Annotated in this window: 14 protein-coding genes and 1 tRNA gene; 12 read left to right on the top strand and 3 right to left on the bottom strand. The window is 56.2% G+C overall.

Annotation, left to right across the window (positions count from 1 at the left end):
- Positions 1–54 precede the first annotated feature (54 nt).
- The 5 genes from KP708_RS09090 (at position 55) to recQ (ending at position 7,637) form a co-directional block, all read left to right on the top strand.
- Positions 55–1,860, top strand: a complete 1,806-nt coding sequence (locus KP708_RS09090) for a sensor histidine kinase (protein WP_252347501.1) — start codon at positions 55–57, stop codon at positions 1,858–1,860.
- A gap of 84 nt (positions 1,861–1,944) precedes the next feature.
- Positions 1,945–3,636 carry a thiol reductant ABC exporter subunit CydD gene (cydD, locus tag KP708_RS09095; RefSeq protein WP_215750910.1) on the top strand — a complete coding sequence of 564 codons (1,692 nt, stop codon included), beginning with the start codon at positions 1,945–1,947 and terminating at the stop codon, positions 3,634–3,636.
- On the top strand, positions 3,633–5,306 hold the full coding sequence (gene cydC, locus KP708_RS09100) for a thiol reductant ABC exporter subunit CydC (RefSeq protein WP_215750909.1): 1,674 nt from the start codon (positions 3,633–3,635) through the stop codon (positions 5,304–5,306). The genes cydD and cydC overlap by 4 nt, the downstream gene beginning before the upstream one ends.
- A gap of 59 nt (positions 5,307–5,365) precedes the next feature.
- Positions 5,366–5,773 (top strand): OmpA family protein, encoded by a 408-nt coding sequence (locus KP708_RS09105; protein ID WP_202207423.1) that lies wholly within the window; start codon positions 5,366–5,368, stop codon positions 5,771–5,773.
- Positions 5,727–7,637: a DNA helicase RecQ gene (gene recQ / locus KP708_RS09110; protein WP_215750908.1), complete on the top strand. Its 1,911-nt coding sequence runs from the start codon at positions 5,727–5,729 to the stop codon at positions 7,635–7,637. Before KP708_RS09105 ends, recQ begins: the two co-directional genes overlap by 47 nt.
- 15 nt (positions 7,638–7,652) lie before the next feature.
- Here recQ and KP708_RS09115 read toward each other — a convergent pair whose 3' ends face one another.
- Positions 7,653–8,120 carry a copper chaperone PCu(A)C gene (locus tag KP708_RS09115; protein WP_215750907.1) on the bottom strand — a complete coding sequence of 156 codons (468 nt, stop codon included), beginning with the start codon at positions 8,118–8,120 and terminating at the stop codon, positions 7,653–7,655.
- Between the two features lie 107 nt (positions 8,121–8,227).
- Here KP708_RS09115 and nrdR point away from each other — a divergent pair, with 107 nt between their 5' ends.
- From nrdR to thiL, 3 genes are read left to right on the top strand one after another with little or no spacing between them, the layout of a single operon-like run.
- Positions 8,228–8,731 carry a transcriptional regulator NrdR gene (gene nrdR, locus KP708_RS09120; RefSeq protein WP_215750906.1) on the top strand — a complete coding sequence of 168 codons (504 nt, stop codon included), beginning with the start codon at positions 8,228–8,230 and terminating at the stop codon, positions 8,729–8,731.
- Positions 8,728–9,210: a transcription antitermination factor NusB gene (gene nusB, locus KP708_RS09125; RefSeq protein ID WP_046901521.1), complete on the top strand. Its 483-nt coding sequence runs from the start codon at positions 8,728–8,730 to the stop codon at positions 9,208–9,210. The genes nrdR and nusB overlap by 4 nt, the downstream gene beginning before the upstream one ends.
- A gap of 3 nt (positions 9,211–9,213) precedes the next feature.
- Positions 9,214–10,161 carry a thiamine-phosphate kinase gene (gene thiL, locus KP708_RS09130; protein ID WP_215750905.1) on the top strand — a complete coding sequence of 316 codons (948 nt, stop codon included), beginning with the start codon at positions 9,214–9,216 and terminating at the stop codon, positions 10,159–10,161.
- Between the two features lie 21 nt (positions 10,162–10,182).
- Here thiL and KP708_RS09135 read toward each other — a convergent pair whose 3' ends face one another.
- On the bottom strand, positions 10,183–11,352 hold the full coding sequence (locus KP708_RS09135; RefSeq protein WP_215750904.1) for a hypothetical protein: 1,170 nt from the start codon (positions 11,350–11,352) through the stop codon (positions 10,183–10,185).
- 150 nt (positions 11,353–11,502) lie between these two features.
- Between KP708_RS09135 and KP708_RS09140 the strand changes: the two genes are divergently transcribed.
- Together KP708_RS09140 and glk are read left to right on the top strand one after the other, a co-directional pair.
- Positions 11,503–12,306 carry an SDR family oxidoreductase gene (locus tag KP708_RS09140; protein ID WP_215750903.1) on the top strand — a complete coding sequence of 268 codons (804 nt, stop codon included), beginning with the start codon at positions 11,503–11,505 and terminating at the stop codon, positions 12,304–12,306.
- Between the two features lie 93 nt (positions 12,307–12,399).
- Positions 12,400–13,368 (top strand): glucokinase, encoded by a 969-nt coding sequence (gene glk, locus KP708_RS09145; protein WP_202207417.1) that lies wholly within the window; start codon positions 12,400–12,402, stop codon positions 13,366–13,368.
- A 152-nt stretch (positions 13,369–13,520) separates the two neighbouring features.
- Here the strand turns inward: glk and KP708_RS09150 are convergent.
- Positions 13,521–13,594: transfer RNA gene (locus KP708_RS09150), tRNA-Cys, on the bottom strand.
- Positions 13,595–13,747: 153 nt separating this feature from the next.
- On the opposite strand from KP708_RS09150, the gene KP708_RS09155 reads away from it, so the two are divergent.
- Both KP708_RS09155 and KP708_RS09160 read left to right on the top strand, forming a co-directional pair.
- Positions 13,748–15,205 carry a TolC family outer membrane protein gene (locus KP708_RS09155; protein ID WP_202207416.1) on the top strand — a complete coding sequence of 486 codons (1,458 nt, stop codon included), beginning with the start codon at positions 13,748–13,750 and terminating at the stop codon, positions 15,203–15,205.
- A gap of 36 nt (positions 15,206–15,241) precedes the next feature.
- A complete protein-coding gene (locus KP708_RS09160; protein WP_215750902.1) occupies positions 15,242–15,712 on the top strand; it encodes a DUF2497 domain-containing protein in 471 nt (156 codons plus the stop codon).
- Positions 15,713–15,723: the final 11 nt, after the last annotated feature.

Raw genomic sequence — 15,723 nt, forward strand, 5'->3', positions numbered from 1 at the left:
GTCATAAAGGGTTCCGTCATTCCTTATCGCAAAATGGTTTTTCGCAGTGTGCGTATGTTCGATACGGTCGGGGCCCGTGTAATGGCCCTGATTGTTGCGACAACGCTTCCGCTTGCGACAATCGCAGGCCTGTTGGCTTGGCATAGCTATCAGGAAAACGTTGGCAACGCTTTGGCCAGAACCGAACGCGATGCCCAGGCTGCGCTCTCTGAACTGTCAAGCGATCTGGATCAGACGCACAGCGTTCTGGATATGCTGGCCGACCGCGATATAACCGCAGAAACCGCACTCCGAGAATTTGGCCTGGTCCAAACGATTTCACAGCATCACTATTGTTCCCTGATGCTGACAGACGCGCAGGGGCACCCCTCTGTTGTGCTCCCCCCGCCGTCTTCTCAAGACCCCGCAATCTGTCCTTCAGGTCAACTTCTCACAACGCTGGCCCAAAATGCTGAACGCCCTAATATCGGCGTGGATGTTATCAAAGGGGGACGTGGCCCTCTGGTAAGATTCGTCGTTCCCCTGATGAGCCAGGGAACGATAGCAGGATACATTATCGCGGTACGAACGCTTGGTTGGCAGCGTAGTCATCTGCCTGTCGGGGATGGGAGACTACTCCTCGGTGTAAATGACAACGCGAGACATCTTCTCATGATGGGAGATGGGTCGATTTTTTCGCTCTTCCCGGATCACCCTTACATTCCCACGCTGCCTCCTGCTGTTCATGATCGCCTCAAAAGAGATCTTACCAATCATGCCTTGCATGACTCGTTCACGTCCCAAGGCACAACTTATGTGCTGCAGAACGCCTATGGCCCAGTAAGCCTACTGGTTGCCACTGAGCGCACCCGTGAAGAGAACCGTGCCCTTAATATCTTTTTGATTCGCGTAAGTCTGATTGCCACTCTTCTGGTTCTGGAGTTGCTCATCGTAGCCTGGGCTGCCCGAACCTTTCTTGTCGAGCCATTGGAAAGGCTTGCTCTGGCAGTAGCGGACTGGAGGCGAGGGGCGCCCTTCGATCCAAGAATTAACCGCTCTATCCCGCTGGAAATTCGACACCTGGAGCGCGCCTTTCTTAGAGCAACGCGCCGATTGACACGCCATGAGCAGGCCTTGGAGAAATCCGCACACCATCAGGACATGCTCATCCGGGAAATTCATCACCGGGTTAAGAACAATCTTCAGGTCATTGCATCACTGCTGAATCTTCAGGCCAGCCGTATTCGCTCTCATGAAGCGCGAGAGGAATTTCGACTGGTACGAGACCGGGTCCGCGCACTCGCGACACTGCATCGCTATCTATATTCTGAAAATGGTTTGTCCGCTCTGGATGTTCAGAGCTTTCTGGAAGAGCTCTGTTCAATTCTCTTTTCGGCCCACAGCATGAATACTCAAACACGGATCAGGCTGGAGCTGGACATCGAACACGTCCTGATCTCGCCAGATCAGGCCGTGCCAGTTGCGTTGATTGTCACCGAAGTCGTCAGCAACGCCCTTCGTTATGCCTTTCCGGAAAATCGATCCGGTATCATTCGTATTTCCCTTCATCGCGTCCAAAATCCTCCCGCCGATAAAACGGGATTAGTGGCGTTCGAGCTTGGGGATGACGGAATCGGACTTGAAGCCTCACGTGCTACGGAGTCACGCAACAGGCGAGAAGGAATCGGCATTCAGTTGATCCGTGGATTTGCCCGCCAGATCAACGCGGATCTTCTGATCTCGAATGAAGATGGCACATGGTACAACATGAAGTTCGTACCTGCGGATCCCTCTCCGACAGCTGTCGCGATTGCTCACAAAGCAATCCACAGCGAAGAGTCGCCATCGTCCGCAGGCTCCGGCAGCCCGTCCGACTCCTGAAATAACCACTTAAAATCTAAATAAGCAGCAAGAAATGCGTCAAAGACTGTCTTGTGGCGACTTTGCGACCTATATGCAGGGATCATGAAGGCCGACAAGACAATCGCAAAAGCGTGGATAAAAGCTCAGGGGCGTGCCAGCCGTTCCCTGACCTCCGTTATAGTGATCCTCGGACTGCTCTCGACTCTCCTGGGTCTTCTGCAGGCATGGGCTCTGGCCCGGACACTTGCCGCCATTCTGACCGGACATCCGGGCAACGCGCCTCCGGCTATCGGAATGTTCATTGCCGTGAGCGTGATCCGCGTAGGCCTGACGGCAGTGCAGGACATCAGAGCATCGTCCGCAAGTCTTTCAGCCCGCCGCCGACTTCGCTCTGAAATCATGGCCCGTATTATTGGCGAAGGTCCTGCGCTTCTGCGTCGGCAACACAGCTCGGCAATCGCCTCCACCCTTGTGGATCGCGTGGAAGCGCTGGATGGGTATTTCGCACGCTGGCTCCCGGCATCTGCGCTGTGGCTCATCTCACAATGGATCGTTGTTGCGGCTGTCTTCTGGCAGAACCATCGTGCAGGCATCATCCTCGCAATCTGCTGCGCGTCCCTTCCGGTCTTCCAGGCATTCTTCGGGATCGCCACTGCCGTTGCATCCCGCCGTCAGTTTCTGGCGATGACACGTCTGCAGACGCGCTTTCTGGACCGCGTTAAGGGAATTGCCACGATTGTCCTGTCTGGCAGCACGGAGCGTGAAGCCCAGGCGCTGGCAGCAAGTGCTGATGATCTCCGCCTACGGACCATGAAGGTCCTGCGTATTGCCTTTATTGCATCCGCCACCACAGATATCGCCATGGTCGTAGCGCTGATGTTGATCGTCATCACCCAGAGCCATAATCTTAGTAGCGCGACGCCTGAAATTGCTCTGACACGCGCCCTTTACGCCATTCTTCTTGTACCAGAAGCATTCGCGTCTTTCCGTGCCTTGTCTGCGGCTTATCAGGATCGCGCGCATGCGACGGCAGCCGCGGAGGCTATGCACGAGTTGGCTGACCTTCCTGAAGAACTGTCGTCAACGCCCGCACTTGCTACTGTACAGAATGGCCGTGGCCTCACCGTGACTGCTGAAAACCTGTCGTTTTCCTGGAACGAAGAACGTGGTCCCGTGATCGAAAACGTGAGCTTCACGCTCCCGGCCGGCGAGACATTGATCCTGGAAGGGCCCTCGGGCGCAGGCAAGTCCACACTTCTCGAACTTCTTCTGGGTTTTGTAGACCCGACACAGGGCCGCATCCTTCTGGATGGCACAAACATGGCCACCCTGACGCCACGACAGATTTCATCCCGCATTAGCTGGATCGGGCAGAAACCGGTCCTTTTTGCAGGAACAATTCGCGAGAACATTCTTTTCGCTAAACCCGAGGCTTCCGACCAGGAGTTGCAGTCAGCCATTTCTCACGCGGCAATGGATAGCTATATCCCGCATCTTCCCGAAGGCGTGGAAACGCGGATCGGAGAAGGCGGGTTTGGTCTTTCAGGCGGGCAGGCCCAGCGCATTGCGATTGCCAGAGCCTTCCTCAAGAACGCGCCACTTCTGCTTCTGGATGAACCCACATCACATCTGGACCCGGCGACAGAGGCAGACATCCTGACGAGCCTTCATCGTCTGGCTGAGGGGCGAACGGTCGTCCTCTGCACTCATTCTGCGCAAGCCCAGAAGTTCCATGGTCGCCACCTTGTTCTCAGCAAAGGTCGCGTTATCTCCTATACGGAGCAAGCAGCATGAGCGCTTCTCTTCAATCGCAGCGCCCAGAGAACAGCACGGCTCTCTCGCGTATTATCCGCGTCTGGAAGCCACATTACGGCCGCCTGATCACAGGCATCGTCATTGCAGAACTGGCTGTATGTTCCAGTCTGGCTCTCATGGGGCAGGCCGGTAGTCGCGTTGCGGCGGCTGCCGTAGGGGTTGCTGCTGGGTCGATGCTGTTACAGGCAGCCGGTGCCTCCCAGATCGTCCTGCGATATCTGGAACGCCTCTATACGCATGATGCGATGTTCCGCGCCCTGTCAGACCTGCGTGTGTGGTTTTATCGCTGTCTCGCAAAAGGCGCAGCAGCAGGCCTTGGCTTCCAACGCTCTGGAGATCTCCTGTCTCGTTTGGTCTCGGATGTCCAGACGCTCGACAATCTCTACCTGCGCATTCTGGTCCCGATGGCGTCCGCTGTTCTGACGCTGCCTGTTGCCGCGTTTGTCTGGTTTAAAGCTGGAACACTCCCCGGCTTGCTCACAACCGCTCTATTTGCGGTTCTCGCTTTCGCCATGCCTTGGGTGGCAACCCGAGTGTCACGGCGTTTCGGCCCGGACATTCTTCACGCTGCGGCCGATTTGCGCGTAGCAGCTCTTGATCTGACGTCAGGTCTCCGTGAGGCTCGCGCTTTTGGCGCCGAACACGTCCTTGCAAACGCGGTAACTGAACGTCAGGAAGCCCTGTTCTCTGCCCAGCGCAGACAGGCCATCCGCATGGCGCTGACAAATCTTGTGGCTGGCCTGGTCGCCAAGACAGGTATCGCTATCATTCTCTGCGCAGTCGCAGGTCTGATTTTCCAGCAGGCCGCAGCAGTTGCTGGCGTCGCAGCACTCTTTGTTGCCATCACCGCTTTGGAAGGCGTTACGGGCCTCTCTCGTGCCGGCTTGTTATACGGCCAGGTCTCGTACGCTGCTGAACGCATCATGGAAGTGGCCGAGAAGTCCCCGACAGTCGCCGAGGGAACAACGCCGCTTCCATCTGGACGAGACATCAAAGTCGATAGGGTAACCTTTCGATGGACCCCGAATCGGGAACCAGTTTTTCGTGATCTCACCCTCTCTCTTCGGCAGGGCGAACGTGCGGCGCTGATTGGCCCATCGGGTGCTGGAAAATCTAGTCTCGCAGCGCTGATCCTGAAAGTTGTTGCGCCTGAAGACGGAGAAATTCGTCTGGGTGGCGAAAATATTGCCAATTTGAACAACGACGCATTGCGCTCTCAGGTCGCGTGGCTCTCGCAGTCCAGCCACCTTTTTGATGATACGATCCGCAATAACCTTCTTCTCGGTCGCACCGACATTCCAGAAGCCGCACTCTGGAATGCTCTCGATCAGGCGAAAGTCGCGGATCTGGTGCATAGCCTTCCTGAAGGTCTGGATACATGGATTGGTGAAAGCGGATCGAAACTCTCCGGCGGGCAGGGACGGCGCATAGCACTCGCCCGTGTCCTGCTGTCAGACGCCCCGATCCTGATCCTCGATGAACCAGCAACAGGCCTCGATGCAGATACCGAGAAGGCGTTCCTGGAGACCCTGAACAACGTTGCAGAAGGCCGCAGCGTTCTGCTGATTGCTCATCGCCTGACAGGCGTTGAAAGGCTGGATCGCATCTGGCGCCTTGAGAACGGACAGGTAGTTTCAAGCGCAGGTTGACCAGACTCTGCCGACAAGGCACCTAGGAGCCTCAATTCTTTCTCTCAGGACGTAACGCCATGGTTCGTATCCTTTCTTCCATCCGTATTGCGGCTCCGGCTTTCGTCCTGACCGCCGCTCTGGCCGGTTGTGCCGACCAGCCGACACGCGACAGCTACGTTGTTTTTTTCGACCGTGATTCCGTTTCACTGAGCCCGGTTGCTCAGGCTGTTGTCACAAAAGCGGCTACGGCAGCACGCAATGAGCACGCTCAGAGCATCCGCGTTTCCGGTTCGGCTGGCATGAACGGTGATCCGGCCGTTCTTAAGGAACTTGCTGACAGCCGTGCGCAGGCCGTTGCAACACAGCTTGCCAATGACGGCGTGAATGGTGCGAAAATCGAGATCAAGCCAGAACCAGAGGCTACCATTGACGCATCCCATGTTGCATTGCGTCGCGTCTCCATCACAATCACACCGGGTCTTTGAGCCGGAGCCCGGAGTGACGGAGGGACAAAACCACCCTGCGGCCAAACCGGGCCAATCTCCCGAACAGGTCCTCGCAGACGTGTTCGGGTTTCCAGGATTTCGCGGTCTCCAGGGAGAGGCCGTTGAAACTGTCATGCAGGGCGAAGACGTTCTCGTCCTCATGCCCACCGGTGGAGGAAAGAGCCTCTGCTATCAGGTTCCCGCATTATGTCGGGACGGCATGGGTCTCGTTATTTCCCCTCTGATCGCCCTGATGGACGATCAGGTAGCCGGCCTGAGGCAGCTCGGCATCCGTGCCGCAGCCCTTCATTCCGAGTTGGATGCTGAAGAGCGTGACATCCTGCATCAGGATCTTCGCAATAATCAGATCGACATCCTGTACATTTCGCCGGAACGGCTTTTACAGCCCGCGACCAGCAACTTTCTCTCCAAGCGCCGTATTTCCCTGATCGCGATTGATGAGGCTCACTGCGTTTCTGCATGGGGACACGAATTCCGACCGGAATATCGAGCCCTCGCGTCGCTTCCTGAACTTTTCCCGAACGTCCCCCGTATTGCCCTGACGGCAACGGCTGACCCGCGAACACGCGACGATATCCTGAATGTTCTCGGGATGCCCGATGCGCGCGTCCTCATGGCGAGCTTTCACAGGCCTAATCTTTTCATGGAAGCCCGCCCAAAGGGAGGCGAAAGCAAGCAGCTGACCGAGGCACTGGAAAGCCATCGGAGCGGTGCTGCCATCGTCTACTGTGGAAGCCGTAACAAGACCGAACGTGTAGCGACAATGCTGCGGGGCAAAGGCCTGACTGCGCTTCCGTTTCACGCAGGTCTCTCTCCCATTGAAAAACGCGCAACCCTCATGCGGTTCCGATCTGGCGAGGACATGGTCATTGTTGCCACAGTAGCGTTCGGAATGGGCATTGATCGCCCGGACGTCCGCTGTGTTGTGCATCTGGACATGCCATCCTCTCCGGAAGCCTATTACCAGCAGATTGGACGGGCAGGGCGTGATGGTGAGAAGTCTGACACGCTCCTGCTTTATGGCGGTGAGGATATGGCTCGCGCGCGACACTGGCTGGAGCAGTCAAGCGCGCCTGACAACGAAAAGCGCGTCATGCAGTCTCGTCTGGAGAGCATGATTGCTCTCACGGAAACCACAGGCTGCCGCACACAAGCGCTTCTGGCGTGCTTTGGAGAAAATCTGTCCTCTCCCTGTGGCCATTGCGATAACTGCATCAATCCCGTGTCCACATTCGATGGCACCGAGGCCGCACAAAAAGTTTTGTCAGCCATTTATCGCACAGGGCAACGCCTCGGCGCGGTCCAGCTCACCAACGTCTTACGCGGCAAAACCAACGAAACCATCGAACGTCACGCCTATCAGCACCTTTCAGTGTTCGGCATCGGGAAGGATCAGACCGAGAACTGGTGGCGTGCCGTGGTCAGACAGCTCATCGCGCGTGGTGCAATCCGGACGCACGGCGAACATGGAAGCCTTGCGCTTCAGAGCGAGATTGCGCGGCCAATTCTTCGTGGAGAAGAAAGGGTCTCTTTGCGACTGGACGCCAAGCAGAGCCTTATTGCTCGGTCTCCGACCACCAATCCGGAAAACGACAATCTTTCCGCAGAAGAAAAATCCGTTTTCGATGCCCTGCGGCAATGGCGCCTTTCAGAAGCGCGGGAGCAGGAAATTCCCCCCTACGTCATTTTCCACGACTCGGTTCTTCGGGACATCGCAAGAGAACACCCCGTCAGCCATCAGGAACTTGGCAGTATCAAAGGGGTCGGGGCCTCGAAACTCGACCGGTACGGCGAATCGGTTCTGGCCGTTATCAAGGAGATCTCAGCCACTATCATGGCCTGAGATCTCCAAATCAGTTTATTTGGCCGCTTCGACCGTAAAACCGATCGTTATGCTGTCACCATCGAGGAACTCGAAGGTAAACGGTACTTTCTGTCCGATCTGAAGACCCTGCTGCACACCACCGCACAGCAGATGATAACCGGAAACCGGAAATATCATGTCTGAGTTATGGGGCAGGGCCAGATGCGAAAACAGATCATTCGTGGCCTGCGTCTGCTCCTGGTTCGTGTGATGCGCCGTGATGGTGGAGCAGGCCGATGACGTGATGCCCTTCAACAGATGATCACTGTCATCGTCATTGCGAATCGTAAAATACGCATTGGCCCGAGTGTCGTCATGCTTCGAAGGGGCAAGTGTTCCATCCAGAACGACAATTTTTTGGCGATTATGCTGTGCAACTGGCAGAGCGCCAGTTTCCTGCGCAAGAGCAGAAACAGCAGAGAGCGATAACAAGACAGCAAAAGCCGCAGATACCCGTTTCAACGATAGTCTCCCGGTAACGGACAGGCCCATTTGGGCCAGAACGGATGATCCGGTAAACTGCTCCTATTTTCCTGGCCCCGACAAGGCCCGAACGATCAGGACTGTTCATGCGTTGCCCTTTCTGCGGACACGACGACACTCAGGTAAAGGACAGCCGGTCCAGTGAAGACGGGACCGCTATCCGACGTCGGCGCGTCTGCTCGGTCTGCACACAGCGCTTCACAACCGTAGAGCGCGTCCAGCTTCGTGAGTTGAACGTTATCAAGGCAGATGGTCGGCGTGTCCCCTTCGATCGGGACAAGCTCAGCCGTTCGATCCGCGTCGCTTTGCGCAAACGCCCCGTTGAAGAAGAGCGGCAGGAACGCCTGGTCAACGGGCTTGTCCGGCAGCTTGAAGCGTCAGGAGAGCAGGATATTTCTTCACATCGTATCGGCGAACTTGCGATGGACGCATTGCGCGAGGTGGACGGTGTGGCTTATGTCCGCTTCGCCAGCGTTTATCGCGACTTCCGCGAGGTCGAGGCTTTCTCGAAGATCCTCGCCGACATGAACCCCATAACCGGGGACGCAGATGCGTCTCCCGGAAAGAACGACCCCCAGGAGACCCCATGACCGCATCAGACGCGCCCAACAGCCGACCGACGCGCCGCAGCCGGACAATCGCCCGTGTTGCAGCCGTTCAGGCCCTGTTCCAGTGCGAACAGTCCGGCGACAATGCGGAGACCGTTCTCGGCCAGTTTCTCCGTCACCGCCGCGTCAGCCCGACAGCATCCTTCGAAGACGGCCACATTCCTGATGCCGACCTGACTCTGATGCAGGAAATTGTTCGTGGCGTAACGCTCGATCAGGACAAGATCGACCACACGTTAAGCGATCTGCTTCCCGAGCAGTGGCCAATGACGCGCCTCGATCCCGTTCTTCGCGGACTGCTCCGGGCTGCAACATTCGAAATCGCTGATACCGATACGCCCGACCGCATCGTGATCAATGAATATATGGACGTTGCGCACGGCTTTTTCTTCGGAGACGAGCCAAAAATGGTGAATGGCATTCTTGATGCCGTCAGCCGACGCAACGAAAGCAACACCTGAAGCATGTCGGGCGAATTCAGTTTCATCGCCCGACATTTCCGGCAGCTCGCTGGCCCGGAAAGTCTCGACCTTCGAGACGACTGCGCGCTGATCTCTTGTCCTTCGGGGCAGGAGATGGCCATCTCTACCGACACGATGGCAGAAAACGTCCATTTCCTGACGGATGATCCCCCTGAAACAGTGGGGCGCAAGCTTCTCCGCTGCAATCTCTCAGATCTCGCCGCCATGGGCGCAGAGCCCTATGCCTACACCCTAAACGTCACCATCCCGCACGCATCTCACTATGATGATGCATGGTTCAGTGCGTTCGCTGCGGGCCTGGCGGAGGATCAGACGCTTTATGGCGTAACGCTGCTCGGGGGAGACACAACCTCGACGGCGGGCCCACTTGTTCTGTCAGCAACAGTTTTTGGACGGCTGAAAAAAGGCACTGCTCTTCGCCGGAATGGAGCCAAAGACGGTGACAGCCTGTGGGTTACCGGAACAATCGGTGATGCGGCGCTTGGCCTATTAGCCCTCCAAGGAAAAATTTCTGATCCAACAGGTTTCCTGTCAGAGCGATACCGTTTGCCCCGCCCACGAACGGGTTTGAACCTGAATGGGCTTGTGCATGCAGCGATGGATATTTCCGATGGCCTGATACAGGACTGCGGTCATATCGCGACAGAGTCGGAGGTGGCCATAGATATTCTGGCAGACACAGTTCCGGCCTCCTCGGCCGCCAACGCCCTCGGGTCACAATGGCTCGAACAACGTCTCACAGGCGGCGATGATTACGAGCTTCTTTTAACCTGTGCCCCTGAAAACGAGAGCGTGTTGGTTCAGACGTGCTCTCAAAGAAACGTGCCCGTCACTCGTATCGGGGCCATCCGCTCAGGAGCCGGAGTTCACGTTCTAAATGCTGAGGGACAGCTTATGGAAATACAAAAAAAAGGGTGGCAGCACTTCTAAAGCTGGCACCCCTTTCAAAGCTCAATCCTGGACTGAGCGTTCGTACAGGCGATAACGCTTGTAAGGGTGCGGAACTACAGCTTCCGCCAAATTCTTCATTCTCGTATCAGATTCCTGAATCCACCCAAGCTCTACCCAGGAATAGGGTAGAGAGCGCCCGCGACGCAGCAGCTCCGAAATCGCCAAAGAGGGCAGGAGGGAGCCCAGCATCGTGCCCTGAAGCTTGCGCGTGACGCCCAGCAGAATAACACGCGCAGAATGAAAGCGATGCAGTCCCAGACGCGCAGCGAGCTTGACCCAACCGAGCGGCGTAGGATCACCACCGAGATCGCCAGCGATATCGTAGAGATTGGGAACAACCAGAGCCATAGCCACCGGCTCACCATCCTGATCAATCTGAACATAGTGCTCAGGTCTCAGCAGCGGCTTGAGCTGATTGATCATCGCCTTCATTTCGTAGTCCTGCAAAGGCACGAAATTGTACTTTCCACTCCAGGCATCGTTGTAGAGCGTCCGCAGGACTTCACCTTGCGCTGCGATCTGCTTCTTGGAAAGACGCGTCACGGAAATGGATCCGAGACGACCTTCCCCGATTTTCAGATCACCCGGAACGCGAAAATTGGCCCTGTTTTCTTCCGTCAGATCGAAACGGTAGCTCAGAAGGTCTTCGCTTCGTTCGTAGCCCGCGCCTTCGACCAACTGTCCCAGCAGTTTGGGGTGCCAGGGCATCGCAATCATGAGTGGCTGATCCTGCCCCTCGATCATGAGCCCGGATTCACCATTCCCGCTCAGCGTAACCGGACCACGCACGCGATCCATGCCCTGAAGGCGAAGCCAGTGACGGGCAGCACTCAGGAGGGCTGCAACAACAGACGCCTCCGGCACAGCGTCCAGTGCGCCAAAAGACCCTGTTTTCTCACCCCAGAATTCAATCGCACGATGATCAACAATCGCAGCAATACGCCCGACAGGGGTGTCACCACGCCAAGCCAGAAAATAGCGAATGCTGGCATGACGGAAAATGGCAGCTTTCTTGGGGTTCAGAAGGTCGTTCTGTTCCATGTCCAGTGGTGGAACAAACCCGGGCATTCCAGCGTAAATACGGCGGGGCAGGGTAATAAAGAGCTTCAAATGTGCCCGCGTCGTAACCGGACGGACTACTAGATCATCTTGCGGAGCGGGCGATGTCATAGGGTCGGGCCTTGCACCTCTGGTTGAAAAATTTTTCAGAGCTAATGGAGTAATATGCCTTAACAGCACAGGGTCGCATTTTTTCGCACCGGAAGGCTATACCCTCCCATTACCAATCCGACCATGACTTTCAACGTGGATATCTCTCCCATGGCAACCTTTCCGCTTTCCAGACGCGGCCCTCAGTCACGAATTCTGATCACCGGAGCCTCCAGCGGCATCGGTGAGGCACTCGCACTTCACTATGCGCGGGCAGGAACACATCTTGTTCTATGGGGACGCAACCAAGAGCGACTGGATAAGGTCGCAGCGCAGGCCCAACGCCACGGCGCCACGACGGAAACCCTCGCTCTGGATCTGTGTGACACGGATGCAGCCCTTATCGCCTTGCGCGAGACCGACGATGTCAACCCGATCGATATTCTTATTCTCGGTGCCGGGCTGGGAGACATCCGCCCGGAAAATGAGCTCACGGAACTCCCGGAGCAGGTAAAAACCATTTCCCTCGTCAACTTCACGACGCCCGTGACCCTGGCCACCGAAATGGCACGGCGCATGGCTCCACGGGGTGGCGGAAATATCGCTCTCATCGGTTCTGTTGCTGCCTTCCATGATCTTCCCGTTGCAACGGCCTATAGCGGTTCAAAAGCTGGCCTTGCCCGTTTCAGCACAGCGCTTCATGCCGCCATGACACCGCACAATGTTCATGTGACGCTTGTCTCTCCGGGATATGTCGACACACCCATGAGCCAGCGTCTGGAAGGGGCTCGACCGCTCCTGGTGTCGTCCGCGAAAGCAGCGCGGCTCATCGCGCGCGCCATCGGGCAGGGACGGGCGCATCTTCTGTTTCCATGGCCCTTCGCTCTGGCCCGACTTCTGGAGATGCTGGTGCCGCGGCCAATTGTTCATCGCCTGCTGCGTTCCGCTGAAGTACGACAACGTGCTGCAAATTAAGAAAAGCCACCTCTCACTAACTTGACGGCATGCTGCCGGTAGGCGACTGCTTCCACATTCAACAGATGCCAGACAGGCCAGAGGATAGTTGTCATGAGGGAAATCGTTGCGGTCGATATCGGCGGCACCCATGCCCGTTTTGCAATCGCAAGCATCGAAAACGGAACCGTCGCTGAACTGGGTGAAGCCGTCACCCTGAAATGCGCGGAACACGCAAGCCTGGCTCTGGCCTGGGAAGCTTTTGGTAGAACTTTGGACCGCCCTTTACCAAAGGAAGCGGGGATTGCCGTAGCCTGTCCGGTCACGGGTGAGATCCTGAAGATGACCAACAACCCTTGGGTCATCCATCCGACGCAGCTTGCCAGCCGTCTGCATCTCGACAACTTCGTTCTGGTCAACGATTTCGGTGCCGTGGCCCATGCTGTAGCACAGGTTGATTCCTCTCATATGAGACATCTGTGTGGGCCGGACGTGGACCTGCCATCTCAGGGAACAATTACAATTGTCGGTCCAGGAACGGGCCTGGGCGCAGCATGTTTGCTGCGCCGCGGAGAAAAATACTTTGTCATGGAGACCGAGGGGGGCCACCTGGACTACCCGCCACTTGACGAGGTTGAAGACAACATCCTCAAGGCACTCCGCCAGCGTTTCCGGCGCGTATCAGCAGAACGCATCGTCTCGGGTCCTGGCTTGACCAACCTTTATGAAGTCATCGCGGAACAACAGGGCTTGCCCATCACACTACGCGATAACAGAACGCTCTGGCAGAACGCCATGGAAGGTTCCGACACAATCGCAGCAGCGGCTCTCGAACGCTTCTGCCTCAGCCTTGGCGCCGTTTCTGGTGATCTTGCACTGGCACACGGCGCCCATGCCGTTGTGATTGCCGGTGGCCTTGGACTGCGCCTGGCGAATATTCTCGGTGAATCCGGCTTTGCCGAACGTTTCGTCGCAAAAGGGCGATTTGAGACCATGATGAGCGAAATGCCCGTCAAAATTATCACGCATCCCCAGCCTGGTCTCTTTGGGGCAGCCGCAGCGTATGCAGAGGCTCACTCCTGACAGACTGAGCAAAACGGCTGGCTAACGTGGCGCAATACACACGGCCAGCCGATCAAAAAAAGCCATGCGCTTTATCTGGAACTGTAAAATCGAATTCCCTGATTTTTAGAACATCAGGAAAAACAGCTATTTTCTGCGGGAGAAAATCTCTCTGGAGGTCCGGGCGGGAATCGAACCCACATACGCGGATTTGCAGTCCGCTACATCACCATTCTGCCACCGGACCTCGGAGGAGACAGGGGCTATATCGTCTTTCAGGACATTTTGGTCAAGAGAGATATTTCAGTCCCGATGAGGATTTTTCTTCTGGGAGGGATCAGGCTATTAAGGGCTGATTCACGAAACGCTGCGATACAGTGTTCAGATGGCAGGATATCTCATGACTTCAGGATGCAACGGCACAAAGGCTCTATCCGGTCCCTTGGGACTGGGTCTTCTGAGCTTTCTCCTGAGCGGAACAGCCCTGGCTCAGAAGTATGATGGGAGCGGGTCCCCAACCTTCGTTCCGCATACCCTGCAGGAAGCACTTGCCACTGCCTATCTGACCAACCCCACGCTTCGTGAAGAACGTGCCCACCTGCGCGCAACCGACGAACAGGTGCCGACGGCAATGGCTGGATGGCACCCGACCATTCAGACGTCCATGAATCTGACCTACTACGACGGTCGTACAAATTATGCGGCTTCCGGAGGCTCCCTCGGAAGTGGCTCTACCTATCAAACTCCCGGCTACAACGGGCAAGTGAATATTACCCAACCGCTTTACGAAGGCGGAAAAACAGTCGCCGGTATCCATGCTGCGACCAATCAGGTCATGGCCGAACGCGCCAAACTGATTTCAACTGAACAAAGCGTTTTTACCAGTGTCGTCAATGCCTATGTAGGCGTTGTCGAGGACGAACAACTTCTTCAACTTGCCATTAATAACGAACGAGTTCTCCAGCAACAGGTTCAAGCGACACAAGAACGCTTTCGGGTTGGTGAAATAACGAGAACCGACGTTGCTCAGGCACAGGCCGCACTGGCGAGCGCATCGGCCCAACGCCAACAAGCTGAAGGAACGCTGCAAGGCGCGCAGGCCACATATCTGCAAATTATAGGCATTTCTGCGGCTCCGAATATTGAGCCCCCACAGCCACTTAAACTACCAGTTTCGAGCGAACGCGAGGCAGTTGCCGCGGCTGTGCAGAACAATCCCGACGTCGTTAATGCGCTCTTCACCGAGGCCCAGCAAAAAGACAACATTTCGGTGCAAATCTCGGCGATCATGCCAAAAGTCTCTGCTGACCTCAGCTATCAGCATACTGTCAACCAAGGCTACAGCCGCACGTTGATGGATAACAAGTACGGCATGCTCTCTTTTCAGGTTCCCATTTATCAGGGCGGCTCTGAATATGCGGCTATTCGTGGCGCACGCCAGCAGGCTCAGGCGGCTCATCGCGAAGTGGATGTACAGCGTCGCACTGCACTCCAGAAAGCAGCGTCCAGTTGGCAACAGATGGTAGCGTTCAAGCAGTCCATCAATAGTGACCGGGTGGCGATATCTTCCAACGTGATCGCGCTTGACGGCGTAGAACGTCAGGCTCTGGTCGGAACCAGCACGACACTAGCTGTTCTCCAGCAGCAGCAGACACTCCTGCAGGCCCAGCAGACACTGGTTCAGCACCTATCTAACTTGGTCATCTCCTCGTATGCGGTCGCAGCGTCGATCGGAAGACTGACGGCATCTGACCTCAAACTGGGTGTCCCGCTCTACGATGAAAAAGCCTACTATAATGCGGTCAAGAACAGACTGTGGGGCACCAGCGACTACGCGATCAATCAGCCTGGACGCTAATGCTTTTCCTGTAATGCTCAAGATGCCCCATACGTCATGACCTCTCCATCTCCGGAGCCGCAGCGTGACTCCGCTGACGATACAATCGACACCGTCCTTAGCTCGATCCGTCGGATCCTGAAGGACGACAAGACTTTGAACACAACAGTGGAGAGCACACTCGTGACGTCAGCTATCGAAAATGACGAACTGACCCTTGAACCATCCATGATGGTGTCGCCTGCAAAGACAGAGCACGGCAACTCCGCGCTGCAGGATGATCTCATGGGCGCACAAACCATTGCTGCTGCAGAGCACTCGCTCAATGACCTGCAGACCGCATTCACCAGTAACGGAAAATCAATCCCGTCTGATACCGTCGTGAGCGGAAGCAGCGGCATGACGATTGAAGACATGGTTCGCACTGAAGTGCGCTCCATGGTACGGACATGGCTGGATGCTCACCTGCCTTCGCTTGTAGAAATTCTGGTGCGCGCCGAAATTGCGCGTCTGCGCCCGAATAACTGATTGCCTTCTTT

Source organism: Gluconobacter sp. P5H9_a, from assembly GCF_018812085.1.
Classification (GTDB): Bacteria; Pseudomonadota; Alphaproteobacteria; order Acetobacterales; family Acetobacteraceae; genus Gluconobacter.

Coding starts and splice junctions, on each gene's coding strand:
- KP708_RS09155 (WP_202207416.1), top strand. CDS start 13,748: ATGACTTCAGGATGCAACGGCACAAAGGCTCTATCCGGTCCCTTGGGA.
- KP708_RS09160 (WP_215750902.1), top strand. CDS start 15,242: ATGACCTCTCCATCTCCGGAGCCGCAGCGTGACTCCGCTGACGATACA.
- KP708_RS09140 (WP_215750903.1), top strand. CDS start 11,503: ATGGCAACCTTTCCGCTTTCCAGACGCGGCCCTCAGTCACGAATTCTG.
- KP708_RS09135 (WP_215750904.1), bottom strand. CDS start 11,352: ATGACATCGCCCGCTCCGCAAGATGATCTAGTAGTCCGTCCGGTTACG.
- cydD (WP_215750910.1), top strand. CDS start 1,945: ATGAAGGCCGACAAGACAATCGCAAAAGCGTGGATAAAAGCTCAGGGG.
- cydC (WP_215750909.1), top strand. CDS start 3,633: ATGAGCGCTTCTCTTCAATCGCAGCGCCCAGAGAACAGCACGGCTCTC.
- KP708_RS09105 (WP_202207423.1), top strand. CDS start 5,366: ATGGTTCGTATCCTTTCTTCCATCCGTATTGCGGCTCCGGCTTTCGTC.
- glk (WP_202207417.1), top strand. CDS start 12,400: ATGAGGGAAATCGTTGCGGTCGATATCGGCGGCACCCATGCCCGTTTT.
- nrdR (WP_215750906.1), top strand. CDS start 8,228: ATGCGTTGCCCTTTCTGCGGACACGACGACACTCAGGTAAAGGACAGC.
- nusB (WP_046901521.1), top strand. CDS start 8,728: ATGACCGCATCAGACGCGCCCAACAGCCGACCGACGCGCCGCAGCCGG.
- thiL (WP_215750905.1), top strand. CDS start 9,214: ATGTCGGGCGAATTCAGTTTCATCGCCCGACATTTCCGGCAGCTCGCT.
- KP708_RS09090 (WP_252347501.1), top strand. CDS start 55: ATGTTCGATACGGTCGGGGCCCGTGTAATGGCCCTGATTGTTGCGACA.
- recQ (WP_215750908.1), top strand. CDS start 5,727: ATGTTGCATTGCGTCGCGTCTCCATCACAATCACACCGGGTCTTTGAG.